Annotated in this window: 23 protein-coding genes; 9 read left to right on the top strand and 14 right to left on the bottom strand. The window is 63.0% G+C overall.

Annotation, left to right across the window (positions count from 1 at the left end; translation table 11 throughout):
• Positions 1–3 precede the first annotated feature (3 nt).
• Positions 4–375, top strand: coding sequence for a response regulator (locus H281_RS0115770; protein WP_020068096.1), 372 nt, complete (start codon positions 4–6; stop codon positions 373–375).
• Between the two features lie 26 nt (positions 376–401).
• On the opposite strand, the gene H281_RS0115765 is transcribed toward H281_RS0115770, so the two are convergent.
• Positions 402–1,463 carry a DMT family transporter gene (locus H281_RS0115765; protein ID WP_027804641.1) on the bottom strand — a complete coding sequence of 354 codons (1,062 nt, stop codon included), beginning with the start codon at positions 1,461–1,463 and terminating at the stop codon, positions 402–404.
• Between the two features lie 257 nt (positions 1,464–1,720).
• Between H281_RS0115765 and H281_RS0115760 the strand changes: the two genes are divergently transcribed.
• Entirely contained in the window at positions 1,721–2,116 is a 396-nt protein-coding gene (locus tag H281_RS0115760; RefSeq protein ID WP_020068094.1) for a DUF6232 family protein, read from the top strand.
• Between the two features lie 397 nt (positions 2,117–2,513).
• Entirely contained in the window at positions 2,514–3,605 is a 1,092-nt protein-coding gene (locus H281_RS0115755; protein ID WP_020068093.1) for a hypothetical protein, read from the top strand.
• 103 nt (positions 3,606–3,708) lie between these two features.
• Here the strand turns inward: H281_RS0115755 and H281_RS0115750 are convergent, their stop codons facing one another.
• The gene (locus H281_RS0115750) at positions 3,709–6,162 is read right to left on the bottom strand and encodes a glycogen/starch/alpha-glucan phosphorylase (protein ID WP_027804640.1); all 2,454 of its coding nucleotides are present in this window, start codon (positions 6,160–6,162) and stop codon (positions 3,709–3,711) included.
• 781 nt (positions 6,163–6,943) lie between these two features.
• On the opposite strand from H281_RS0115750, the gene H281_RS0115740 reads away from it, so the two are divergent.
• Entirely contained in the window at positions 6,944–8,311 is a 1,368-nt protein-coding gene (locus H281_RS0115740; protein WP_027804639.1) for an MFS transporter, read from the top strand.
• 174 nt (positions 8,312–8,485) lie between these two features.
• Here H281_RS0115740 and ltaE read toward each other — a convergent pair whose 3' ends face one another.
• The 3 genes from ltaE to H281_RS0115725 all read right to left on the bottom strand — a co-directional run bounded on the left by ltaE (position 8,486) and on the right by H281_RS0115725 (position 10,943).
• Positions 8,486–9,493 carry a low-specificity L-threonine aldolase gene (gene ltaE / locus H281_RS0115735; protein ID WP_020068089.1) on the bottom strand — a complete coding sequence of 336 codons (1,008 nt, stop codon included), beginning with the start codon at positions 9,491–9,493 and terminating at the stop codon, positions 8,486–8,488.
• 225 nt (positions 9,494–9,718) lie between these two features.
• Positions 9,719–10,504, bottom strand: coding sequence for a peptidoglycan DD-metalloendopeptidase family protein (locus H281_RS0115730; protein ID WP_020068088.1), 786 nt, complete (start codon positions 10,502–10,504; stop codon positions 9,719–9,721).
• A gap of 127 nt (positions 10,505–10,631) precedes the next feature.
• Positions 10,632–10,943 (bottom strand): cupin domain-containing protein, encoded by a 312-nt coding sequence (locus tag H281_RS0115725; protein WP_020068087.1) that lies wholly within the window; start codon positions 10,941–10,943, stop codon positions 10,632–10,634.
• A 254-nt stretch (positions 10,944–11,197) separates the two neighbouring features.
• Here H281_RS0115725 and H281_RS0115720 point away from each other — a divergent pair, with 254 nt between their 5' ends.
• Both H281_RS0115720 and H281_RS35430 read left to right on the top strand, forming a co-directional pair.
• Positions 11,198–11,515 carry a hypothetical protein gene (locus tag H281_RS0115720; protein WP_020068086.1) on the top strand — a complete coding sequence of 106 codons (318 nt, stop codon included), beginning with the start codon at positions 11,198–11,200 and terminating at the stop codon, positions 11,513–11,515.
• A 176-nt stretch (positions 11,516–11,691) separates the two neighbouring features.
• Complete coding sequence (locus tag H281_RS35430) at positions 11,692–12,579, top strand: DUF2968 domain-containing protein (RefSeq protein ID WP_241077888.1); 888 nt, start codon at positions 11,692–11,694, stop codon at positions 12,577–12,579.
• Positions 12,580–12,709: 130 nt separating this feature from the next.
• Here the strand turns inward: H281_RS35430 and H281_RS0115710 are convergent, their stop codons facing one another.
• The 6 genes from H281_RS0115710 to H281_RS0115685 all read right to left on the bottom strand — a co-directional run bounded on the left by H281_RS0115710 (position 12,710) and on the right by H281_RS0115685 (position 17,583).
• Entirely contained in the window at positions 12,710–13,039 is a 330-nt protein-coding gene (locus tag H281_RS0115710) for a DUF4148 domain-containing protein (RefSeq protein WP_020068085.1), read from the bottom strand.
• 262 nt (positions 13,040–13,301) lie between these two features.
• Positions 13,302–14,711 (bottom strand): NADP-dependent phosphogluconate dehydrogenase, encoded by a 1,410-nt coding sequence (gene gndA / locus H281_RS0115705; protein WP_020068084.1) that lies wholly within the window; start codon positions 14,709–14,711, stop codon positions 13,302–13,304.
• 143 nt (positions 14,712–14,854) lie between these two features.
• Positions 14,855–15,484, bottom strand: a complete 630-nt coding sequence (locus tag H281_RS0115700; RefSeq protein ID WP_020068083.1) for a DUF938 domain-containing protein — start codon at positions 15,482–15,484, stop codon at positions 14,855–14,857.
• A 77-nt stretch (positions 15,485–15,561) separates the two neighbouring features.
• The gene (locus tag H281_RS0115695) at positions 15,562–16,431 is read right to left on the bottom strand and encodes an NAD-dependent protein deacetylase (RefSeq protein WP_020068082.1); all 870 of its coding nucleotides are present in this window, start codon (positions 16,429–16,431) and stop codon (positions 15,562–15,564) included.
• Positions 16,432–16,479: 48 nt separating this feature from the next.
• Positions 16,480–16,716, bottom strand: coding sequence for an oxidoreductase-like domain-containing protein (locus H281_RS34680; RefSeq protein ID WP_033379581.1), 237 nt, complete (start codon positions 16,714–16,716; stop codon positions 16,480–16,482).
• Positions 16,717–16,818: 102 nt separating this feature from the next.
• Positions 16,819–17,583 (bottom strand): SDR family oxidoreductase, encoded by a 765-nt coding sequence (locus H281_RS0115685; RefSeq protein ID WP_020068080.1) that lies wholly within the window; start codon positions 17,581–17,583, stop codon positions 16,819–16,821.
• Between the two features lie 253 nt (positions 17,584–17,836).
• On the opposite strand from H281_RS0115685, the gene H281_RS0115680 reads away from it, so the two are divergent.
• Entirely contained in the window at positions 17,837–18,691 is an 855-nt protein-coding gene (locus tag H281_RS0115680; protein WP_020068079.1) for a polysaccharide deacetylase family protein, read from the top strand.
• A 23-nt stretch (positions 18,692–18,714) separates the two neighbouring features.
• Here the strand turns inward: H281_RS0115680 and H281_RS0115675 are convergent, their stop codons facing one another.
• Entirely contained in the window at positions 18,715–20,127 is a 1,413-nt protein-coding gene (locus H281_RS0115675; protein ID WP_027804638.1) for a DUF2252 domain-containing protein, read from the bottom strand.
• A 283-nt stretch (positions 20,128–20,410) separates the two neighbouring features.
• Between H281_RS0115675 and motA the strand changes: the two genes are divergently transcribed.
• Both motA and motB read left to right on the top strand, forming a co-directional pair.
• On the top strand, positions 20,411–21,298 hold the full coding sequence (gene motA, locus H281_RS0115670) for a flagellar motor stator protein MotA (RefSeq protein ID WP_020068077.1): 888 nt from the start codon (positions 20,411–20,413) through the stop codon (positions 21,296–21,298).
• On the top strand, positions 21,295–22,281 hold the full coding sequence (motB, locus tag H281_RS0115665; protein ID WP_020068076.1) for a flagellar motor protein MotB: 987 nt from the start codon (positions 21,295–21,297) through the stop codon (positions 22,279–22,281). Before motA ends, motB begins: the two co-directional genes overlap by 4 nt.
• A 48-nt stretch (positions 22,282–22,329) precedes the next feature.
• Here the strand turns inward: motB and H281_RS0115660 are convergent, their stop codons facing one another.
• Both H281_RS0115660 and H281_RS0115655 read right to left on the bottom strand, forming a co-directional pair.
• The gene (locus H281_RS0115660) at positions 22,330–23,139 is read right to left on the bottom strand and encodes an exodeoxyribonuclease III (RefSeq protein WP_020068075.1); all 810 of its coding nucleotides are present in this window, start codon (positions 23,137–23,139) and stop codon (positions 22,330–22,332) included.
• 23 nt (positions 23,140–23,162) lie between these two features.
• Complete coding sequence (locus H281_RS0115655) at positions 23,163–23,405, bottom strand: hypothetical protein (protein ID WP_020068074.1); 243 nt, start codon at positions 23,403–23,405, stop codon at positions 23,163–23,165.
• Positions 23,406–23,455 lie beyond the last annotated feature (50 nt).

Genomic DNA, 23,455 nt, shown 5'->3' with positions numbered 1-23,455 from the left:
AACATGGGGTTCGCAAACGTGCTCACAGGTCAAAGGATCATGGTAGTCGAAGACGACTACCTGGTCGCGCTTGCGCTCTCCACCGTGCTGGAAGGCGCTGGAGCAAGCGTTGTTGGACCGATTTCGGGAGCGCGCGAAGCTGTCACGTTGGTCGAGGAAGGCAACGAACACATTGACGCGGCGATTCTCGACGTCGATCTGAATGGTGAACCGTCCTATCCGGTGGCGGACGCGCTCGCATCGAGACATATACGGTTCGTTTTCGCAACAGGTTATGGAATCGACGCGGTGGATGCACGCTATCGTCACTATCCGCGCTGTCAGAAACCATTCGATCATCACGCGCTTTTCAAGGCGCTAAGCGCAAGCGGATGACTGCCCTTGCCTATCGCGGCCGGGCGCTAATGGCGGTGGCGGTGATGAATATCGGGAAAATGCGCATGCGAATGCGTGACCGGCAGATGGACGTGCGGGTGAGTATGCGGCTCGTCGCCGGAATAAGGAAAGTCGTGCTCGTGCCGATGATGTTCGTCATGACGATGCCGGTGCGTGTGTTCGAGTCGCTCATGACTATGTCGATGCTCGTGCCTTTCCCGCACGTGGAGCCAGATTCCGAGCGCCATCAGAAGAGCGGCGGCTGAGAAAGACAGATCGGGCAGCGCAGGCCAGATGACGAGTGACAGCATCACGCCGAACAGCGGTGCGACCGAAAAGTAAGCGCCGGTACGCGCCGTACCGAGATGGCGCAGAGCGACGACGAACAACACGAGGCTAACGCCATAGCCGGCTAACCCGGTCAGCATGGCCGCCGCCACGGTTCCAGCAGATGGAAGCGAAGCGCCGGCGGCGATCGCAATCGCGAGATTCACCGGACCGGCCACGAGGCCCTTGACGCACGCGATCACCATTGCGTCGTTTGCAGCGACCTTGCGCGTGAGATTGTTGTCGATAGCCCAGCACAGACACGCGCCGACAATCAGGAGTGCCCCGACGGGAATGCGCGTCGATCCGGGATGCCACGACAGAATCATGCCCCCCGCGACGATCGCCACCATGCCGAGGAAGACCTGAACGTCGACATTCTCGCGGAAAATCGCCCAGGCAATTACGGCGGTCAATACGCCTTCGAGATTCAATAACAACGAACTCGTGGCCGCCGGCGTGCTCGATAGTCCCATCATCAGCAGCGCCGGCCCCGCTACGCCGCCCGTAGCAATTGCCCCAAGGAGCCAAGGCAGCTCGCCTTTATTGATGCGATGGCCGGTGCTGGGTCGCGAGCCCGGCGACGTCAGTGAACGCCACGCGATACCCAGGCCGAGCCCGGCTCCACTGCCCAGATAGAACAGTCCCGCCAGCATGAACGGATCGACTGATCCGAGCAACGCTTTGGCCAACGGCGTGGCGGCGCCGAATAGCGCAGCGGCGATGAGAGCGACGCATATCGCGCCTTGTCCGGATTTCACGATCTGACCTTTTGAATCGTTGCGAAGCGCTGATGGTTCGCACATGCAAAGCTGTTGCGAAAGCACCTGCATTCAGTGCGCCCCGTGCGCCTGGTGCCTCCGATTATGCTGCGCTTTTCTGTGCGCAGCCAGGATCGGGTACTTGCCCGCCGCGACCCGCTAGTCAATCCGCTGCCGGGCAATGAAAGAACCGATTTCCGTTGGAACTTTGAAGTCTGGTACCCTGCGCCCTTTGCAACAGCTTGCATTCAATCTCGATGGAAAACCCATTCAACGATCGCGGCGTGTCTGTCACGCGCAACGCGCTCTCATCCGCTGGCCAGGTCTTTCCGCTGCGCGACATCGTCAGCGTGCAGGTCGTCACCGTGGAGAAGAACAAGGTATTGCCCGTCACCATTTCGCTGCTGGGGCTCGTCGGCGGGATTGTTGGCGGCGTATTGCACGCGCCGGTGGGCATCGTGTGTGGCGTGATGCTGGTGGTTGTCGGCTGGCTCACCTGGGTGACGCAGGACATCACGCATCGTCTGATGGTGCAAACGGCCAACGGCGAACGCGAGGCGCTTTCGAGCGTCGATCGTGAGTTCGTCGAGCGCGTCGGCGCGGCCGTGAACGAAGCTAAAAGCGCAGCTGCGTCTGCGGCGCAGAAAGCCTGAGCAAGTCAAAGCGGGGCCCGCGCTCGCGGGCTCAAGCAACCAACGCCGGCAGTGCTCACAGCGCGGTATATCCATCGACGTCAAGAGACCCCGCTGCTGCGCGTCGCTCCACGCTCCAGGTCTTCACACATCTTTGCAAGTGCGCGCTGGTGCGCAGGTAGAGTCGCCGCTTCTGTTATCGCGCGTTCCCTGGCGCAGGCCTCGCGTTGCCGCACGAGCCGCATGTGCCGCGGCATCGGGGCACTCTGCTCGCACTGCTAGCAACCAGTAAGAGCCGGTGGCTTTGCTGGTGCGTTTTGCTGGTGCCTTGTGCTGGCGCCTTGCCGGTGCATCTCTTTCCGTGAAGCGGTCGTATGCATCGCCTTCGCCAGGGACCGCGCTTTTGCGAGCGTGCCCCATGTTCCTACCTATTGTCGATGCCGCGTGCCGTCACCTGCACCGTCACTTTTCCCGTTTCACCGCTGCTGTGCTGGTCTCCGCTGGCGCGCTATCGACGTTGAGCGGATGCTCGGTCACTTTCCCGACGCCCACGCCGCCGGCTCCCGCGGTCTCGCTGATCAACGGCGGCAAAGACGGCGTGCTGATTCCACTCCATGTGGAACGCGCCGACGAGGATCACGCGCGCCTCGGCCTGCCGGTCGAACTGGACGGCAAACCCGTCTACGTCGCGCTCGATACGGGCACGCAAGGTGTGCGTGTATTGAAATCGGTGCTGCCGGAGTCTGACTATGCGAGCGCCGCGCCGGCCAGCACGTTGCTGCTCGCGAACGGCGCGCAGGTTTCCGGCGCGGCCGTGAAGTTGCCGCTGAGCGTCGCTGGATCGAAGGCCGTACAGATCGGCGCGCAAGCGGTCGACACCGTCAGTTGCCAGGCCACCTCGAGACATTGCGTTGCGATGGACGGCTACAGCGGCGAATTCGGCTGGGCCTTCTCGGGACTTTTCGGCGTGGGCGCAGCGCAACCGGGCGACGTCTGTTGCACACAGCCACTACGCGCATTGGCCGGCCACATCGGCGAGCGGTATCTCGTGCACTCGAACTTCGCGAAGCCGTATCTGCTATTGAGTCCGTCGAGCGCCATCACGAAGGACTACACAATCGTGCCGATGACCGTATCGAACGACGGCACGATGCAATGGCCGCGAGGCTGCATCAATGTCGGCGACAAGATGACGTTCTGCGCGCCGCTCGTGTTCGCCACGGCCACCACCGGCATGATCCGCATTGAAACGGATACCGCGCCGAACTGGACCGGCGACGACAGCGTGGGCAAAGTGCTGATACAGGGCAACTACAACACAGCGGTCGGCTCGGGCAACTGGGTGCACCGCTACGAAGACGCGCAAGTGACCATCGTCAAGGCGCAACCGGGCGAGAACCGCATCGTGATCGGTCTGATGGGCATGCAGAATATCGACGTGCTGTTCGATTTTCCGCGTGCTCAATTGGGTCTCTACGCGAATCGGGCCGTCGAAAACCTCACGCCGTAACAGAGCTTCAACAAGAAAAGGCCGCGAGTCGTTCAACTGACGCGCGGCCTTTTTTTTCGCCGCTGCGGAAGTCACGCGATCCGCAGCGGAGTAACGCAAAAGCTCAGCCCAGATTGAGCGGATCGACGCGCCAGATCTCGCGTGCATATTCGCTGATCGTTCGATCCGACGAAAACTGCCCCATGCCCGCCACGTTCTCGATCGCGCTCTCGGTCCACGCGCGCTTGTCGACGAAACGCGCGTCCACTTCACTCTGCGCCTTCGCAAACGCGGCGAAATCGGCAAGCACCATGTAGTGATCGCCCCAGTCCACCAGCGTGTGGAAAATATCGGAGAAGCGCAGCGGATCGTCGGGCGAGAAATAACCGCTGCGGATCTGGTCGAGGGCCATGCGCAGCTCGGCGTTCTCCTCGTACACTTGCCGCGGCCGGTAGCCGCTTGCACGCAGGTCGTCCACTTCGTCCGCCGTGTGACCGAAGATGAAGATGTTCTCGCGGCCCACGGCGTCGCAGATTTCGATGTTCGCGCCGTCCATCGTGCCAATCGTCAACGCACCGTTGAGCGCGAGCTTCATATTGCCGGTGCCCGACGCTTCAGTGCCTGCCATCGAAATCTGTTCGGACAGATCCGCGGCGGGAATGATCAGTTCCGCCACGCTCACGCCGTAGTTGGGCACGAACACCACTTTGAGGCGGTCGCCGATCAGCGGATCGTGATTGACCTTCTGACTCACGTCGCCGATCAGTTTGATGATCGTCTTCGCCATCCGGTAAGCGGATGCCGCCTTGCCGGCGAACATCACGACACGCGGTACCCAATCGTGCTCCGGATTCGCGCGAATCTGGTTATAGCGCACGATCACATGCAGCACGTTCAACAGCTGCCGCTTGTATTCGTGAATGCGCTTCACCTGCAGATCGAACAGCGCATCAGGATCGAAATGCAGCTTCGTGTGATGTGCAAGCCGCTGCACGAGGCGCAATTTGTTCTGCCGCTTCGCTTCACGGAATGCTTCGACAAAGCCACTATCGCTGCGTAGCTCGCGTAGCTGCTCGAGCTCGAACAGATTGCTGCGCCAATGCGTGCCGATCCGCTGATCGATCAGCGACGACAGCGACGGGCTCGCCTGCGACAGCCAGCGCCGCGGCGTAATGCCGTTGGTCACATTCGTAAAGCGGTCGGGATAAATGCGCGCGAAGTCAGCGAAGATGTCCCGCGTCATGAGCTGCGAATGCAGCTTCGACACGCCGTTCACCTTATGGCTCGCGACAATCGCCAGATACGCCATGCGCACGCGCCGCTGACCGTATTCGTCGACGAGAGAAATACGGCGGATCATTTCGGCGTCATGGCCCGAACGCTCGCTGACATGCTTCAGAAAGCCGGCGTTGATCTCAAAGATGATCTCCAGATGCCGCGGCAGCAGCCTCGACAGCATCTCGACGTCCCACGTTTCGAGCGCTTCGGGCATCAACGTGTGGTTCGTGTACGAGAAAATCTGCGTGACGTGTTTCCACGCCTTGTCCCACGGCAGGTGGTGCACGTCCACGAGCAAACGCATGAGCTCCGGAATCGCGAGCACGGGGTGCGTGTCGTTCAGATGCACCGCGACCTTTTCGGAGAAACGCCCGAACGTGCTGTGCGTGCGCTGATAGCGGCGGATCAGATCCTGCATGGTCGCCGAGACGAAGAAGTATTCCTGACGCAGCCGCAGTTCGCGACCGGCCGGCGTCGAGTCGTCCGGATAGAGAAGGCGCGACACGTTCTCCGACATGTTCTTCGTGTCCACCGCATTGCGGTAGTCGCCGCGGTTGAACGCGCCGAGGTCCAGTTCGTCGGTGGCACGCGCGGACCACAGTCTCAGCGTGTTGGTCGCGTCGGTCGCGTAGCCGGGAATCACCGTGTCGTATGCCGTTGCGTTCACATGCTCGGTGTCGATCCATTCGACCTGATCGCCGCGCTGCACGGTGCGGCCGCCGAAATGCACGGTGTACTTGATCTCGGGCCGCGGAAACTCCCACGGATTACCCGCGCGCAACCAGTAGTCGGGCGCCTCGACCTGCTCGCCGTTGACGATCTCCTGTCGGAACATGCCGTATTCATAACGGATGCCGTAGCCGAAGCCCGGAATGCCGAGCGTCGCCATCGAATCGAGAAAACATGCGGCGAGCCGGCCGAGACCGCCATTTCCGAGCGCGGCGTCGGGCTCTATATCGATGAGCGCGTCCATGTCGACGCCGAGGCTCGCCAACGCCTCCTTCATCTGATCGTGAATGCCCAGCGCGAGCAACGCGTTGGTAAAGGTCCGGCCGATCAGGAACTCCATCGACAGGTAGTAGACGCGCTTCACGTCCTGCTCGTATTGCAGGCGGGTGGTCTTCATCCAGCGTGCGACGAGCCGGTCGCGCACGGCGAGCGCCGCGGCGTGCAGCCAGTCATGCGGATGCGCGGTGACGGCGTCCTTGCCGACGCCGTACATCATGCGATTGGAAATTGAGCGCCGTAGCGCGTCGACGGTACTGTTGAGCTGGTCGAATTCCAGATCGACGGCTGTCATCGAAGCCTCCGGGAAAAAACGCTGCGACATGCGCGAACCGCACAGATGACGGACGGGAGGCGCGTGCCGGTCAGGCGGGTTAAGAATCAGAGTAGGACATTTTACGACTCCCGGATGCCGGCGAGCGCGGGTGCTGGTCACGCACATGCCATGCCCGCCTGTCTGCGCGGCCACGTACAGAGCCGGCCACTTTTGCGCACGCGCACGGTGCAAGGCGCGCGTGAACGGGCACTGCGCGCGTGCATCGGTTGATCGGACCAGTGATGCCAAAGTGTGAAGGTGTTCGCCGCAAGCGTGACAGGATGCGACGCAAATCACGTGACAGAAGCAATTATTTTTTCGGCTCCTAACGTCCGGACGGCCGAACAAGCGATTGAGTTTCAAGCTTCATCTGGCTGATGCTGGCGACAAGCGTATCAAGCGTGTGACGGCTAGCGGTGCCGTGCGCAACAGGCGACAGCGCACAACCTGCGACGGCGCGCGCCAACTCGAAGGCGCGCCGCGGGGCTGACAGTTAGTTGCATGCACATTCGATTTTCATCCACCTTACAGCGCCCGCGTGCGCTGCAGGATTTCCCGGGCTCTGTAACAATCGCTACATTCTCCGCGCGGCGGCCTTGGGCTTCGCCCAACAAGCCCGCGCCTTGCGTTATGCACAACCTTGCCACTCGCGCGCCGCATGTTCAGATTTCTGCCGCGTCGACACGCACACCCGACGAGCCATGCCTTGTCCGACAAGCTGAGCGCGGCATCCGCGCCGCCCTTTCCCGCGGATGCTCCCATGTCCGCCGCCAACCGCAGTGCGATGGCGGCGATCATGCTTGCCGTCGCGCTCGCGACGCTCGACACGGCGATCGCCAACACCGCACTGCCCGCGATCGCCGCCGATCTGCACGCGGCGCCCGCTGCATCGGTGTGGATCATCAACGCTTATCAGCTCGCAATGGTCGCGACGCTGCTGCCGCTTGCAGCGCTCGGCGACATCATTGGGCATCGGCGGATTTATATCGGCGGCATTGCGCTGTTTACCATCGCGTCGCTCGCCTGCTCGATGGCGCCGACCCTGCCGATGCTTGCGGGCGCACGCGTGCTGCAAGGCTTGGGGGCCAGCGCGATCATGAGCGTCAATACCGCGCTGATCCGCTTCCTGTATCCGCCGCACCGGCTCGGACGCGGGCTCGGCATGAACGCGCTGATCGTCGGCGTGTCGTTTGCGGTGGGCCCCACGGTCGCGTCGCTGATTCTCTCGGTCGCTTCCTGGCCGTGGCTATTCGCCGTCAATGTGCCGCTCGGCGTGCTGGCGCTGGCCTTCGCATGGCCTGCGCTGCCGCACACGGAGCGCGGCGCCCACAACTTCGATCCGCTCGCCGCGCTGCTGAACGTGGTGACGTTCGCCGCACTGATCTTTGCGCTGGGCGAAGCGGCCCAGCGCGCATCGACGCAACTCGTGCTGAGCGCCGCTGCCGTCACGGTGATTTTTGGCCTGCTGCTGATTCGCCGTGAAGCCGGGCACCCGGCGCCCATGCTGCCGGTCGATCTTTTCAGGCGGCCCGTGTTCGCGCTGTCGGCAGTGACCGCCGTGTGCTCGTTCGCCGCGCAAGGCCTGGCGTTCGTCTCGCTGCCCTTTTATTTCGAGGATGTACTGCACCGCAGCCAGGTTGAAACCGGCTTCCTGATGACGCCGTGGCCGGTCGTCGTCGCGTTGGCGGCGCCGCTCGCGGGCAGCTTGTCCGACCGCTATCCGCCCGGCCTGCTCGGCGCCGTCGGGCTCGCGGTGATGTCGGCGGGGATGGCCTCGCTTGCGCTACTGCCGGTGCATCCGCATGTGCTCGACATCGGCATTCGCATGGCGATTTGCGGCGCGGGTTTCGGCTTTTTCCAGTCGCCGAATCTGAAAGCGCTGATGGCGAGCGCGCCGCCCGAGCGCAGCGGCGGAGCAAGCGGCATCGTCGCGACGGCGCGGCTGCTCGGCCAGACTACCGGCGCGGCGCTGGTCGCGTTGAGCTTCGGAATCGCGGGCCGGCACGGGCCGACGCTCGCGCTCGGCGCGGGCGCCTTCTTCGCGGGCGCGGCGAGTCTGGCGAGCGGATTGCGGCTCCTTGCACCGTCACATCGCGCGGGCGCGCACGCGAAAGCGTCGGAGAAATGAAAACGGGCGCGCTATTGGACAGCGCGCCCGTTCTCGTCAATTGATTACAGCTTGATATCCGCTCGATGGCGAGGGTCAGCACGGCCGGACGGACACCGCGCAATGCCGGTTCGCTGAGGCGATCAATATGTCACGTGACGCGTTTCGCTCGATCGCCTCCCGAGCGGCACGCAATCAACGTGCGGCAAAGTACCCCTTCACTGCCGCGATGAACGTGTCGATGTCCTCACGCGACACGTCTTTGTGCGTAACGAACCTCGACGCGTACAACATCTGCGTAAGAATGCCGCGCTCTTTGAGCCAGGCTTCGAGCGGCGCGCAATGCTGCTGCGGAAACTGCGCGAACACCATGTTGGTTGCAACAGACTGCACCTTCACCTGGTCGATGGCTTCAAGACCCGCCGCCAGATGCGCGGCGTTCGCGTGGTCGTCGGCGAGACGCTCGACGTTGTGCTCCAGCGCATACAGGCAGGCCGCCGCCAGCACGCCCGCCTGGCGCATGCCGCCGCCGAGCACCTTGCGCCAGCGGTTGGCCACGTCGATCAGCGCCTGACTGCCGACCAGAACCGAGCCGACCGGCGCGCCGAGGCCTTTCGAAAAGCAGATCGAAACCGAATCGAACGGCTCGCACAGCGCCGCAACCGGCTTGCCCGACGCGACCGCCGCGTTAAAGACGCGCGCGCCGTCCAGGTGCGCCGACAAACCGCGTTCGCGTGCAAGCCCGACTGCTTCGGCGACATAGCCCTCCGGCAGCACTTTCCCGCCGATGGTGTTTTCCAGCGCCAGCAGACGTGTGCGCGCAAAGTGGTTGTCGATCGGTTTGATCGCGGCCGCGATCTTGTCGAGCGGAATGGAACCGTCTGCTGCATTTTCAAGCGGTTGCGGCTGAATGCTGCCGAGCACCGCCGCACCGCCGCCTTCGTATTTGTACGTGTGGGCCAACTGCCCGACGATGTATTCGTCGCCGCGCGCGCAGTGCGCCATCAACGCCGCGAGGTTGCTTTGCGTGCCGCTCGGGAAGAACAGACCGGCCTCTTTGCCGGTACGTTCGGCAAGCGTCGACTGCAGACGCAGCACGGTCGGGTCGTCGCCCCAGACGTCGTCGCCGACTTCGGCGGCCGACATGGCCGCGAGCATCGCCGGAGTCGGACGGGTTACGGTATCGCTGCGCAAATCGATCATTGTGTGTCCCTGTGCGTCTTTCGTGTGAGAGGCCATGACGGACGGCCGGCTTGCCACGTCCGCGTGCAATGGTTGCAACGGCAGCAGCGGCGCCGGCTCGTGAGCCACACAGTGTATTCAATTCACGCGGCGCTCGCATGGCCGCGTGAAAGTCGGTTGAAGCGTGCCTGGCTCAGCCCGCAGTTCAGTTCGCACAGGTCGGGCTCAAGCGAGGCTCAACCGCGCCTACCCGCCTGACTTAGGCAGCCATGCGAGCGGATCGACCGGCTGGCCATTCTGACGAACCTCGAACTGGATCGACGCGACGCCGCGGCTATCCACGCCGACTTCGCTGATGGTCTGGCCCTGCGCAACCGCATCGCCTTCCTTGACGAGCAGCGTGCTGTTCTGGCCGTAAGCGGTGATCAGCGAGTCGTCGTGCTTGATGATGATGAGCGGGCCGTACGCCTCGATGCCCGAACCCGCGTAGACCACACGGCCGGTGGCGGCTGCCTTGACGGGGTCGCCTGGTCGTCCGCCGATCACGATGCCGTTCGACCTGCCTGCGGCGAAGGTCTTGAGGATCGGCCCCCGCAACGGCCATTGCAGCACGCCCTGCTGCGGCGGCGCCGCCGCCGTGGGTGCGGCTGGTGCTGAGGGCGCGGCCGGCGCTGCGGGCGTGCTCGGCGCCGCAGCGACGGGCGGCGCCGCGACGCTGCCGGACGCCATCGGCGGAGCAACGCGCAGCACCTGCCCAGGAGCAACGGCCGCATTGACCGGCAGACCGTTCCAGGTCGCGATGTCCTGCGGCCTGTGTCCATAAGCCGATGCAACTCCGGCAAGCGTATCGCCGGGATTGACGCGATAGAAACCCGCCGGCACGGGCACCGTGCTGAGCGTGGTGGGTCGGGACTGTGTGTTGCCGTAGAACGACGTGTTGTCCCACGGCGCGCTCACGCAGCCGTTGAGTATCACGCCTAGCGCGGCAGTCGCCAGCAAACGGGTCCCCTTCAGTTGCCATGGTCTCATCATGTGATTTGTCCTCGACATTTTTTGGATTCGAGCTTCTGATCGATCGTCTTGATCGATGCCCATAGCAATTGCCGTACCGCTCGCGGGTCAGCACACTGCAACCTCGTACATCACCGCGCCTGCAAACCTAAACACTGCCCTCGGCTTCTACCACGAGAATGCGCGCCGGGCCGATCGGATGCGCCACGTGCTCGGTGCCCACGGACGCATAGAACACATCGCCCGTTTCAAGAATTGCCGCCTGCTCCACGCCGTCCTGGCGATAGCGCATCTCGACGCGGCCATCCAGCACGGCGAACACTTCTTCGCCGTCGTTCACGTGCCACTTGTAGGGCTGATCCGTCCAATGCAGACGTGTCGTGATGCCGCCCATGTTGGCAATGTCGAGCGCGCCCCACGGGCGCGTCGCGGTGAAGCTCCTGCTGCGAATGATCTTCATGGTCGCTAACGCATTTGGTAGAGAGAGAGCCCTTTGCGCCAGTCGCAATCGGCCATGGACGCAGCGCACGCCGGGCGCTGCCGGGCAGCTTTTTGAACGCTCATTATAAGTCGCGCGACACGCGCTCCACGCCCAGTCAGCGAGTGCCGCGGCAATGATGTGATCATTGAAACCTCTGGACGCTCACCTATACTCAACCTTGCTGCGCCGACGGGGCGTGGACTGAAACGACCGGATCCCGCATGGAGTCGACGATGAACAAAGCCACATTTCTCGCCGTGCAACTCAATGTCGACGACGTGGCCGCGTCGCCTGGACTGGCCGAATTGTTGAACACGCATCTGGTTTTTGCCGCCGATGTGGCCGAGGCCGCCGACGCACTCGTGCAACTTGCGAGTATCGCGGGATTGTCGGGCGGCGTGGAGGCGCGCGTCGAAATTCCCGCGCTGGCCATCGAGCGTCTGCGTGAGGCGCTCGACATTCTGAGCGGCTACGACGAATCGTGGCTGCTTGCGCTTGAGCCGAGCCACGCGTTATTCGCGGACATAGGCCGGCATCGCACCCTGCATTAGGACTGCGCACGCGGACGACATCCGCAGGCACGCGCAGCCCCGGCGCAACCGTGGCATCCACTCACTCGCGCCGCTGAGCCATTGCTTTTCGCTCACCGCCCAATCCGCCAGTTAGCCGGAACGCTTTATTGCCGGCGCCGTCTGGCCCTTCGGGCGAGTCAACTGGAGGAACCGCCGTGAAAAGTCTCCTTAACCGCCGTAGCGTGCTGGCAGGCCCATCGCATGTCGTCAGGGTCGCGCAGGACAATGCCAGCGCGCCCGTCCCGCCCGACGATGCCGACGACGCGTCGCCGGAGACGGCGTCCGACGCGCCGTCCGCGCTTTCGTCTGCACTTTCATCCGATGCTCCGTCCGGATTCGCATCCGACCCGGCGCAGGCGGCTGTGGCGCGCGGCGTCGCTCGTCCGGTGTTGACATTGCGGCCCGTGCAGACCGTGCCGTCGCAGGTGAGCGCGCGTGGCGTGCAGATTGCGAATACGGCCGAAGTCGAATGGCTCGCCGAAGAAGAGGCGCTCATGCCGTTTCGCGTGTTTCGCAGCTTCGCGTATTCGGTGAGCCTGCTGTTTCATGCGAAGGAGGTCACGTACTACGTCGCGCTCTATCAGGACGGCGCGCTCTGGCGCGCGTTGAAAGCCGCCGACCTCGAAGCCGCCGAAGCGGCCTTCCATCATTTCGAAGACCAGGCGACGCGGCTCTCGGACTGTGAAACCCGCCGCGCGCAACTGGAGGCGCAGAACGAACAGCTGGCCCGCCAGATTGCTCGCTCTGAAGCGCAAGCCGAACGGCTACGCAGCGATTTGCAGCGGCGTAGCGCACAAGAGCAGGCGGCGTCGACCCGGCAGCATCAGGTGCGCAAGGAAGTGTCCCAGCTCGAAGCTCAACGCGTGGCCGCGCAGGCGCATCTGAACAAGGCGCATCGGCAGATGCAGCAGCTCAATCTGACGAGCAACGAAGCGATCCACATTTGCCGACTCGGTGAATCGCCTGGTTCCGGCACGAAGAGCACGAAGAAGGCGCGCGGTGCAGCAACGCTTGCCACGCGCCATGCGTCCTCGAAGCGGTAAACAGAAAAACGCCGTCAAGGCAAAAACCTTGACGGCGTTTTTGTATCGGCGGCCACCTGTCAGTCAGGCGGCGCCTCCGGTTGGCTTCTACGCGAACGGCTGCCCGATTCGGCGCCGCTCGACCACCAGATTAGTTGCCGAAATAAACCGAGCTACGATCGGTCGTGACCGCGCGGCCTGCTTGCGAGCTGCCTGCGATCGGCGCGCCATAACCGCTGTTGGCCACTTGAGCCGCGGCTTGCGCGGTGCCGTTCTGAGCGTCGACACGTGCTTGAGCAGCTTGCAGGTTTTCGGGGTAGTCAACATGGTCGCCGACCGGGTTGTAGCCAGCCTTCTCGAGTTGGACCAGTTCGGCGCGAACTTGAGCGCGCGTGACCGGCTGGTTCGATTGAGCGAACGAAGCGACAGGAGCGGCGAAAACAGCAGCGGCGACGACTACGGCAGAGATAAGAGTCTTCATGATGTATAACCTCCAGAACTTGTTGTGATTCGCTTCGGGCTTTGTTGTCCCTAGCGCTTAAATAGAAGTTTAGGAGCGAGAACATCTAGGGGAAACCCCTAAAACGACGAAACTCTATTCCGGAAATTGCAATAGTCGGTGTCCGAATCCTGTCAGTGTCGAAATGACCGACGCTCGCAGCAATAATGCCAGCCAGGCATTTCAATCCCTCCAGCGTCGCGCCCAGCATGCTCCGGGCGCGACGCTGGGGGGTTACAGCGCTTCAGCTCCAGTTCGCGTGGAAGCTGCCCGGCTTGTCGATACGCTCGAACGTATGCGCGCCGAAGAAGTCGCGCTGCGCCTGCACGAGGTTTGCGGGCAACCGCTCCGAGCGGTAAGCGTCGAAATATGCAACCGCCGACGCGAACGCCGGCACCGGCACGCCCGCATTGATTGCGGCGACGACCACTTCGCGCAACGCTGACTGATAGTTGCTCGCAATATCGCGGAAGTACGGGTCCAGCAGCAGGTTCGCGATCGTCTTTTCTTTCGTGTAGGCGTCGGTGATTTTCTGCAGGAAGCGCGCGCGGATGATGCAGCCGGCGCGGAAGATCTTGGCAATTGTGCCGAAATCCAGATCCCACTTGTACTCTTCCGAAGCCGCGCGCAACTGCGCGAAACCTTGCGCGTACGAGATCACCTTGCTGAAGTACAGCGCACGGCGCACCGACTCAATGAACGCTTCGCGCTCAGCTCCGAGCGGCTTCGCGCTCGGCCCGTCGAGCACCTTGCTTGCGGCAACCCGCTGATCTTTCAGCGACGAAAGCACGCGCGCGAACACGGCCTCTGTAATCAGCGGCAACGGCGCGCCGAGGTCGAGCGCATTCTGGCTCGTCCACTTGCCGGTACCCTTCTGCGCCGCGCGATCCAGGATCACGTCGACCAGATCCTTGCCGGTTTCCTCGTCTTTCTTGCTGAAAATCTTCGAGGTGATTTCGATCAGATAGCTGTCGAGCTCGCCCTGATTCCACTCGGTGTAGACCTTGCCGAGTTCCTCGTTCGACAGGCCGACGACCTGCTTCAGGACCGCATAGCTTTCGGCGATGAGTTGCATGTCGCCGTATTCGATGCCGTTATGCACCATCTTCACGAAATGGCCAGCGCCGTCCGGGCCCATGTAGGCGACGCACGGCTCGCCGTCCGGCGCCTTTGCGGCGATCTCGGTCAGGATCGGCGCAACCAGGTCGTATGCGTCGCGTTGCCCGCCCGGCATGATCGACGGACCTTTCAGCGCGCCTTCCTCGCCGCCCGACACGCCGGTGCCGATAAAGTGCAGGCCGGCCTTCGCCAGCTCCTGGTTGCGGCGGATCGTGTCGGTGAAATGCGTGTTGCCGCCGTCGATCAGAATGTCGCCCTTTTCCAGCAGCGGCTTGAGCGATGCGATGGTCGCGTCGGTCGGCTCGCCGGCCTTGACCATGAGCAGAATGCGGCGCGGTTTTTCCAACGACTCCACGAACTCTTCGAGCGTGAACGCCGGCACCAGCTTCTTGTCCGGATATTCGGCGATGAGTTCGTCGGTCTTTTCGCGGCTACGGTTGTAGACCGACACCGCGTGGCCGCGGCTTTCGATGTTGAGCGCCAGATTGCGGCCCATGACCGCCAGCCCCACCACGCCGATTGCCTGTTTGCCCATGTGAATTCTCCAGTGTCCAAAAGTGTCGTGACGCCGCGCCGGAAAGAACGTCGGCCGGACGTCGAGGGTGAAAGCATAAAAGAAATGCCGGTTTGCCGCTCGTTAACGGGCACGCAACACGGCTTTGCGCCCTTTCCGCGCGTTCAATGCGCCTGTGCTTCGCGCTTTCGGAACACGAGGCTGAAATTGTTGGCCGGCATCGCGACCGGCTCGTCGCACGTGAATGCCTCCGATGCCGCGAGCGCCACGACCGCTTCCATGTCGCGCACGCCCCACGCCGGATTGCGGCTTTGCAATTGCCGGTCGAAAGCCTCGTTGCTTGGCGCCGTGTGCGCGCCGCCGCGTTTGTAAGGGCCGTACAGATACAGTACACCGCCACGAGCGAGATGGCGGCTCGCGCCCGCGAACAGCGCTTGCGCCGCGCTCCACGGCGCAATGTGAATCATGTTGATGCAGACCACCGCATCGAGCACGCCTACGCCCCAGTCGGCCTGATGCACGTCGAGCGCAAGCGGCGCGCGCACGTTCGGCGGCGCGCCGTGCGCGATCCATGCGGCAATCGACTCGCGCGCTTGCGCGTCGGCGTCGGTCGGTTGCCAGTCCAGTCCGGGCATCGCGCCGGCAAAGTACATTGCGTGCTGACCCGTACCGCTCGCAATTTCGAGCACGCGGCGCGTGGCCGGCAACGCCGTGCGCAAGACGGCGAGGATCGGTTCGCGATTGCGCTCGGCGGAGGGCGAATGTTGCCGCATCGACGGAACAGGTTCGGTCATGTGGATGTAGTGTGGATCGTTTGCGTTGGATCGGGTTGCATAGCTTGCATTCGCTTGTATTGGTGCCGAGCCGCAGTTCAATCTACCGCGAGACGGCCGGCCAACGCGGTCAGCGTATCGGCGCATGGCGCCGCAATTTTCAGCGACAACAGCGGATCGGCGCGCGTGCGCCCGAGATTGATCGCGGCGACTGGTTTGCGCTGCTTTTGCGCCCACACGCAGAAGCGATAGCCGGAATAGACCATCAGCGACGAGCCGACCACCAGCACGGCGTCCGCGGCATCGAGCGCATGCGAAGCCGCCTCGACACGCTCGCGCGGCACACTTTCGCCGAAAAACACCACCGCCGGTTTCAGCAAGCCGCCGCAATTCGTGCACGCCGGAACGCGAAACGCTTCGAGCGCGTGCCATTCGAGATGCGCATCGCCGTCGGCGGCAGTTTCGGCGGTCACGCTCAGCAGCGCGGGATTTTCCGCCTCGAGCGTCTGCTGGATCGACGCGCGCGAATGCTGCGTGCCGCAATCAAGACAAACGACCCCGTCTATGCCGCCGTGCAATTCGATCACGTCGCGGCTACCCGCGCGCTGATGCAATCCGTCGACGTTCTGTGTGACGAGCGTCGGCACATGGCCTGCCCCCTGGAGGCGCGCAAGCGCGACATGTGCGGCGTTGGGCTGCGCCTGTGCAACGACCGGCCAGCCGACCATGCTGCGCGCCCAGTAACGCCGGCGCATTGCGTCCGTACCGAGAAATTCCTGCAGCGTGATGGGCGGCGAGCGCTTCCACTCGCCGTTGTCGTCGCGATAGCCGGGAATGCCGGAATCCGTGCTGATGCCCGCGCCCGTCAGAACGAAGAGCCGTGGATAGCGCTGCACGAAGTCGTGCAGATCGTCGAGGGTGTGCGATTCGTTGAAGGGTTCGAGTGGCGCGGAAAAAAGGTCGGTCATGACGGGATCACTGATGACTGCGGCGGCGTAAAAGCGCGCGACGGTGCTTCACCGGCGCTTGCGCACGCCGCGCTTCGCCGCCTGGATTGGGACCGCCGCACGTTGCGCCTGCCGCGCTTCCCATTCGGCCAGCGCGACGCGGTAGCGCTCCAGCGCGTCGTCATAAAGATCGAACACGCACGGACTACAGCCGCTATGGCAACAATCCTCGAGGTCGGGCTGCACCGGCGGTGCGGGCTTTGGATCGTCCACGGTGCTGGCTTGGGGCACGGCTGATGACTTCACGTGAACATGCTCGGAACGCACGCAATGCGAGGCAGCGAAGGCGAAGAAGGAAAGCGCTCAGTATATGTTGATCTCCCGCGCCGCGCTCGGCGCGGGTGGCCGTCAGCCGCGCCCGACGAACGGCATCTTGCTCGCCATGATGGTCATGAACTGGACGTTCGCCGACAGCGGCAATTGCGCCATGTGCAGCACGGCGTCTGCGACATGCTGCACGTCCATCAACGGCTCGACCGCGATCTCGCCGTTCGCCTGCGGCACGCCGCGCGCCATGCGCTCGGCCATTTCCGTGGCCGCGTTGCCGATATCGATCTGCCCGCACACGATGTCGTATTTCCGGCCGTCGAGCGACACGGCTTTCGTGAGGCCCGTGACCGCGTGCTTGGTCGCTGTGTAGGCAATGCTGTTCGGCCTCGGCGCGTGCGCCGAAATCGAACCGTTGTTAATGATGCGCCCGCCGCGCGGATTCTGCGTTTTCATCAGACCGAATGCCGCGCGCGTGCAGAGGAACACACCGGTGAGGTTGGTATCGACCACCGAACGCCATTCGTTTATGTCGAGTTCGTCGATGTCGACCGGCGAGCCGCTGCGCCCAGCGTTGTTGAACAGCAAGTCGAGCCGGCCATAGCGTTCGCGGACCGTGTTGAACAGCGCGTCGACGCTGTTCGCGTCCGTCACGTCGCAAGGCACCGCGGCCGCTTCTCCGCCCACGGCGCGCGCCTGCTCGGCTACGGCGTCGAGCGCAGCCTGACGACGGCCCGCAAGCACCACGCTATACCCATGCTCCGCGAGACGCACCGCACATGCACGGCCGATGCCGCTGCCCGCACCCGTTACCAATGCCACCTTTCTGATTCCCGTCACCGTCACCGCTCGTCTCCCTGTTTCATGAATGAAGGGCCGCCCCGCACCATCGCTCCTGCACCATTGTTCGGCACCTGTTTCGAACCATACCGCAGCGGACGGTCGATCACAAATGCCGCCTGCGAGAGCTTCCATCATGCAACCGGCGCGCTTTCATTGCGGTTCCTGTCCGCGAGCTTGCCGGTCCGCGCATCAATGGTATCGTTCGACGTTGCGCGCGGTGCCCTGCTTGCCCGCGCAATTACCGGAAGCACGCTTTATGAACCAACTCTCCACGCCCCACGACGCTGGAGCGCCACCGCTGCGCCGCTGGCCTCAGACCGGCTATCCCGCGATGCTCACCGCCACCGCCGCATGGCACGTCTTCGTGCTGGCCGCATGGCTGCTGGTACCCCGCGCATGGCCGTGGTGGCTCGCAGCGATCTTCGCGAATCACGCTGTATTTACCGTGGCCGGTCTGCTGCCGCGTACGTCGCTGCTGGGTCCGAACTGGACGCGCCTGCCCGCTGCCGCCCGCAACGCGGATGCAATCGCATTGACTATCGACGACGGTCCAGATCCCGTAGTCACGCCGCAAGTACTCGACCTGCTCGATGCGCTGCACGTGCGCGCTACGTTTTTCTGCATAGGAGAAAAGGCGCGGCGTTATCCGCAACTCGCACGCGAGATCGTCGCGCGTGGTCATGCGCTCGAAAACCATTCGCAGGTTCACGTGCACACGTTTTCCGTGACGTTTCCGGGCGCGCTTCTGCGCGAGATAGATGCCGCGCAACGCACGCTCGAAGAACTCAGCGGCGAGCGGCCCATGTTCTTTCGCGCGCCGGCAGGCCTGCGCAATATTTTTCTGGAGCCGGTGCTGCGCAAGCTCGATTTGCGGCTAGCGGCATGGACGCGGCGCGGCTACGACACACGCGAACGCGATCCGCAAGTCGTCACGCGCAGGCTGCTCGACGGTCTCGCGCCGCGCGACATACTGCTGCTGCACGACGGCAACGCCGCGCTGACCGCCGACGGTAAGCCGCTGATTCTCGCCGTGCTGCCACGTGTCATAGAAGCGGCTCGCAACAGGAACTTGCGCTTCGTGACGTTGCGCGAGGCGAGGGTCGACGCTTGACAGTGTGGATTCACTGCGTTGATTCACATGTGAAAATCCGCCGCCATGTCTTCGTCCGAGCGCGCCTCGATAACACCGCTTCGACATGCCTTGACGAAGACATCGTAGTCGCGCTCCACCTGATCGGCGTAACTCGCCGCGTAAGCTGCCAGCGCCTCGGCGAATTGATCGCCGCGCCCGATATAAGCGCTCACTTCGACCGCCTGGCCGCTCGCCTTTGCATGGGCACGCGCCATCGCCCAGCCGCATAGCCTCGCGTAACCGTCCAGCAGATCGCTGTCGAACAATTCGATGCTCGCCGACAGCTTCATGTCACGCAATTGACGGAAGTAGTAATGCCGGCCGAGCGAACTCGTCGCCCAGCCTAAAAAGATGTCGCTCGCTGCCTGCAACATGCGCTGCCCCTGCACCACGCGCTCGCCTTGATGCTTGACCGGTGGCGACTTGTAGTAGCGGGCGATCACCGAAGGCCTCGCTTCCTTGATCTGTACGAAGAGCGGCTTGCCCGTGGGATCGACGAGCAGCACCGCCATGCAGCGCGTCCCCACGCTGCCCACGCCCACCACCTTGAATACGATGTCCTGCACGCTGAACTGACCAAGCAGTTCGCGCCGGTCATGCGACATCGTCTTCATGTACTCGCTCCACATGCCGTCGAGTATCTTGTGTCCGTGCGAGCCCTTCAGTTCATCGGTCTCTTCGGATGTGAAGAGCGTGTTCGAGCCGAGCACGTGAAAAAGCGCAGGCGGCGCATCGCGAATCACCCAGCGCTCGCCGTCATGCTCGGCCATCTTTTCGAACAGACTTTCGTGCGTGCGGCTCGCGGCCTTCTCCATCCCGCGGCGCACCGCGCGGCGGCGCTCCGGCGACAGCGCCGTCTCCGCCATGCGGTCGAAGGTAATGCGCTCATACCAGAGTTCCAGCGCGCCGCATTGTGCGTATTGCGCCATGCGATTGCGGTATTCGCTCACGGCGGTCATCACCAGATGCTCGGCTGTGCCGCGACTCAGGCGCATGTGACGCGCGGCCAGCACGAGGCTGGCGGTAAGGCGCTTGAGGTCCCATTCGAATGGACCCACCGACGCTTCGTCGAAATCGTTCAGGTCGAAAACCAGCTGGCGCTCGGGCGTCGCGAAGCCGCCGAAGTTCATCAGATGCCCGTCTCCGCAGATCGGCATGGTCAGGCCGCTGTCGTGAACCTGGCTTAGATCGTGAGCTTGCAGGTTCGCGGTGCCGCGAAAGAACGTGAACGGCGACACGGCCATGCGCCCATAGCGCAACGGCACGAGGTTCTGCACACGGCCTTCGCTGCTTTGCTTAATAAGGTCGATTGGATCGCGGTCTAATGCGCCGACCGTTTTATGACTCGACCGCTTCGATTTTTCGCGGGCGGCACGGCCGCGGGCCTCGCGCTCCGCAATGGTGCTGGCTTTCATAGTCATCTTCGTTCGTCTTGAGAGTTCACCGTCGAGGAGCCCTGACGCGGGTCGCACTGCATGCTAGCAGAGCAACCGGTAAAAAGGTGCGGGCGCTTTTACCGATGCCGAATGAATGCGCGAGCGGGCCCCGCAATATTTGAATTCCGGTTGCTTCGCGCTCTTCAGCAATCACCCTTTCGAGCCGTTTACCAGTACATGCGGAAATTCAGTGACGCACGCAAATGCCCTTGATCAGGGGTTCATTCTCACAACGTGCGGCGCGCAAGATTATGGAGAATTTATGTTTGTTGCGATTGGCTGGCTGTTGGTGATCGGCTCCGTCCTTGGGAGCTTTCTTGGCGTGGGCGGCCATTTGCCGGCGCTCCTTCAACCGTTCGAATTGCTATGCATTTTCGGCGCGGCAATTGGCGCATTCGTAGTGAGCAATCCGACTTCGACATTGAAGAAAACCCTCAAGGCGATTCCTAAATGTTTCAAGGGCGGCGGTTACACAAAGGAAAAATATCTGGAGCTGATCGCTCTACTTTATGAGCTGCTTCAGAAGGCACGCAAGGAAGGCATGATGTCGCTCGAAGCCGACGTCTTTGCGCCGGAAGAAAGCGTGATTTTCCAGAAGTATCCGCACGTCCTCGCCGACCATCATCTGCTGGATTTTATCGTCGACTATTTGCGCATGATGTCGGGCGGCAACGTCAACGTGCTCGAAGTACAGGACCTGATGGATGAAGAACTGGCCACGCATCACGCGGAAGCTTCGGTGGCGGCCAATGCAATCCAGAAGATGGCCGACGGCCTTCCTGCCTTCGGCATCGTTGCCGCCGTGATGGGCGTGGTTCACACCATGGGCTCGGTCGGCGCGCCGCCCGCCGTGCTCGGCGAGATGATCGCGGGTGCATTGGTCGGCACGTTCCTCGGCATTCTTCTCGCGTATGGCTTTATCGGTCCGCTCGCCGATCTGCTCAACGCAAAGGGCCGTGCCGAAGCGAAGCCGTTCCAGTGCGTGAAGGCGGTGCTGCTCGCCTCGCTGTCGGGCTATGCACCGCCCATCGCCGTGGAGTTTGGCCGCAAGGTGCTGTTCACCGCCGATCGCCCGAGCTTCCAGGAACTCGACGACGCCGTGCGCGCGACCAAATCGCCGAAGCCGGCCACCGAGGGAGCCGCGTCATGACGCAAAGAAGGTCACGCGGCTCCCAGGACGAGGCGCCGCCGCCGATCATCGTGCGCCGCTCGAAAAAGGGCGACGACCACGGTGGGCATCATGGCGGCGCGTGGAAGATCGCGTATGCCGACTTCGTCACTGCGATGATGGCGTTCTTCCTGCTGATGTGGCTGCTCGGCTCGACGTCGAAGTTCGACAAGCAAGGCATCGAAGATTACTTCAACACGCCGTTATCGAGCCTGCTCGGCGGCAACGAAGGCACGGCCGCAGCACGGCCGAGCATCGTGCAAGGCGGCGGCCGCGACATCTCGGACACGCGCCCCGGCGACGGCAAGAAAACCCAGATCGAACCGGCCACTCCTGTGAACGTGGCGCCGACCGTCGCGCCCGCTGACACGGCCCGCTTGCAGCAACTGAAAGAGAAGCTGGTCTCGTTGATCGAACAGAGTCCTGCGTTGAAGGCCTTCAAGGACCAGATCCGCATTTCGATCACGAACGAAGGATTGCGCATCGAGATCGTCGATTCGCAGAACCGCCCGATGTTCGCATCGGGCAGTCCGAAACTGCAGAGCTACGCGGTCGCGATACTCACGCAGATCGGCGCAGCACTCAACGACGTCGAGAACCGCATCTCGATCGCGGGGCACACCGACGCCGTGGCATACACAGGCGGACCGGTCGGCTATTCGAACTGGGAGCTTTCTTCCGAGCGCGCGAATGCCGCGCGGCGCGCGCTGGTGGCAGGCGGCATGCACGTCGAAAAGCTGTTGCAGGTACGCGGTCTTGCTGATGTACTGCCGCTCAACAGCAATGTCGTGGACGAACCGACCAATCGGCGCATCAGCATTCTCGTGATGAACAAGGCCGCGGAGCAGGCGTTCTTCCACGACGGCGGACGTACGTCGATCGATGAAAACGTGCCTGCCAGCTCGGCTATCCCGGCCGTCGCAGCGCGCATGCATCCGGCTCCGGGCGCGACGATAGTTCGCTAGCGTTACCCCGCGCATCGATGCGTCACCGCCAGTCGCAAGACGCGTGCTTCAGCTGCGTGTCTTGCGACGCGACGCGCCCATGTCCAACTCGACCCATGTCGGCGCATGGTCGCTCGCATGCGGCTCGCCGCGCACCCAGCGGTCCACGCCCGCGTCGCGCAAGCGCGGCGCGAGGTCCGGGCTCAGCAGAATATGGTCGATGCGCAAGCCGGAGTTGGTGTCCCAGTGCCGGCGGAAATAATCCCAGAACGTATAGACCCGCTCCTCGCCGAAATGCGTGCGCAGCGAATCCGTCCATCCCTGCGCGATGAGACGCCGGTAACGTTCGCGGCTTTCCGGCTGCAACAGCGCGTCTTTCAGCCATGAGCGCGGGTTGTAGATGTCTTCGTCGGTGGGCACGACGTTGAAGTCGCCGGCCAGCACGACCGGATGTCCGCTCTTGAGCAGCTTCGCCGCATGGTCGATCAGATGGTCGAACCACTTGAGCTTGTACTCGAACTTCGGACCGGGCTGCGGATTGCCGTTGGGCAGATAGAGGCAGCACACCAGCACGCCGTCGACGGCCGCTTCCAGATAGCGGCTATGCGTGTCCTCTTCGAAGCCCGGCAAGCCACGGCGGCTTTCGAGCGGCGGCTCGCCCTTCGACAGAATCGCAACGCCGTTCCACGCGCTCTGGCCGTGCCAGATGGCGTGGTAGCCCGCTTCGCGCAATGCGTCGGCGGGAAACGCGCTATCGGCGGCCTTCAGTTCCTGCAAGCAGACAATGTCAGGCGCTTCGCGCTCCAGCCATTGCAGCAACGCGGCCTGGCGCGAACGGATTCCGTTGATGTTGAATGTCGCAATGCGCAGCCTCGCCACGGCGGTTCCTCCTGCAACGCAAGTTATTTCGACGCCGTTCCCGACACGGCATCGGCCGCCTCATCGCACCATTCGATTGCCCACGACCTTGCGCAGGCGATCGCATCGGCCTCGTTCGAGAAAGCGTCGATGTCGCCGGAATCGTGCGACCGGAAATGCTCGTTTTTCCGCGGTATGCGAGTGATTTTCGCGCGCGCGTAGTAGACGCCTTCGTCGGCGTGGCGTGCGCGGCAATCGATGTGGAAATGCTTGTAGTCGAACTGCATCGGCTGTCCTCTGAACGCGCTTGACTCCGAATACAGGTAGCATCGTTCAT

Origin of the sequence: Paraburkholderia caledonica, from assembly GCF_000383275.1 — a bacterium.
GTDB classification, from domain to species: Bacteria; Pseudomonadota; Gammaproteobacteria; order Burkholderiales; family Burkholderiaceae; genus Paraburkholderia; species Paraburkholderia caledonica.
Note: the sequence above shows the minus strand (reverse complement) of the source record. Positions and strands in the feature narration are given on the sequence as shown.

What these genes read in the sequence shown, in the direction of transcription:
- H281_RS0115680 (WP_020068079.1), top strand. Translation starts at nt 17,837, where the DNA reads ATGAACCAACTCTCCACGCCCCACGACGCTGGAGCGCCACCGCTGCGC.
- H281_RS0115675 (WP_027804638.1), bottom strand. Translation starts at nt 20,127, where the DNA reads ATGAAAGCCAGCACCATTGCGGAGCGCGAGGCCCGCGGCCGTGCCGCC.
- H281_RS0115770 (WP_020068096.1), top strand. Translation starts at nt 4, where the DNA reads ATGGGGTTCGCAAACGTGCTCACAGGTCAAAGGATCATGGTAGTCGAA.
- H281_RS0115725 (WP_020068087.1), bottom strand. Translation starts at nt 10,943, where the DNA reads ATGAAGATCATTCGCAGCAGGAGCTTCACCGCGACGCGCCCGTGGGGC.
- motA (WP_020068077.1), top strand. Translation starts at nt 20,411, where the DNA reads ATGTTTGTTGCGATTGGCTGGCTGTTGGTGATCGGCTCCGTCCTTGGG.
- gndA (WP_020068084.1), bottom strand. Translation starts at nt 14,711, where the DNA reads ATGGGCAAACAGGCAATCGGCGTGGTGGGGCTGGCGGTCATGGGCCGC.
- H281_RS0115695 (WP_020068082.1), bottom strand. Translation starts at nt 16,431, where the DNA reads ATGACCGACCTTTTTTCCGCGCCACTCGAACCCTTCAACGAATCGCAC.
- H281_RS0115760 (WP_020068094.1), top strand. Translation starts at nt 1,721, where the DNA reads ATGGAAAACCCATTCAACGATCGCGGCGTGTCTGTCACGCGCAACGCG.
- ltaE (WP_020068089.1), bottom strand. Translation starts at nt 9,493, where the DNA reads ATGATCGATTTGCGCAGCGATACCGTAACCCGTCCGACTCCGGCGATG.
- H281_RS0115700 (WP_020068083.1), bottom strand. Translation starts at nt 15,484, where the DNA reads ATGACCGAACCTGTTCCGTCGATGCGGCAACATTCGCCCTCCGCCGAG.
- H281_RS0115655 (WP_020068074.1), bottom strand. Translation starts at nt 23,405, where the DNA reads ATGCAGTTCGACTACAAGCATTTCCACATCGATTGCCGCGCACGCCAC.
- H281_RS0115750 (WP_027804640.1), bottom strand. Translation starts at nt 6,162, where the DNA reads ATGACAGCCGTCGATCTGGAATTCGACCAGCTCAACAGTACCGTCGAC.
- motB (WP_020068076.1), top strand. Translation starts at nt 21,295, where the DNA reads ATGACGCAAAGAAGGTCACGCGGCTCCCAGGACGAGGCGCCGCCGCCG.
- H281_RS0115755 (WP_020068093.1), top strand. Translation starts at nt 2,514, where the DNA reads ATGTTCCTACCTATTGTCGATGCCGCGTGCCGTCACCTGCACCGTCAC.
- H281_RS0115710 (WP_020068085.1), bottom strand. Translation starts at nt 13,039, where the DNA reads ATGAAGACTCTTATCTCTGCCGTAGTCGTCGCCGCTGCTGTTTTCGCC.
- H281_RS0115730 (WP_020068088.1), bottom strand. Translation starts at nt 10,504, where the DNA reads ATGATGAGACCATGGCAACTGAAGGGGACCCGTTTGCTGGCGACTGCC.
- H281_RS0115720 (WP_020068086.1), top strand. Translation starts at nt 11,198, where the DNA reads ATGAACAAAGCCACATTTCTCGCCGTGCAACTCAATGTCGACGACGTG.
- H281_RS0115740 (WP_027804639.1), top strand. Translation starts at nt 6,944, where the DNA reads ATGTCCGCCGCCAACCGCAGTGCGATGGCGGCGATCATGCTTGCCGTC.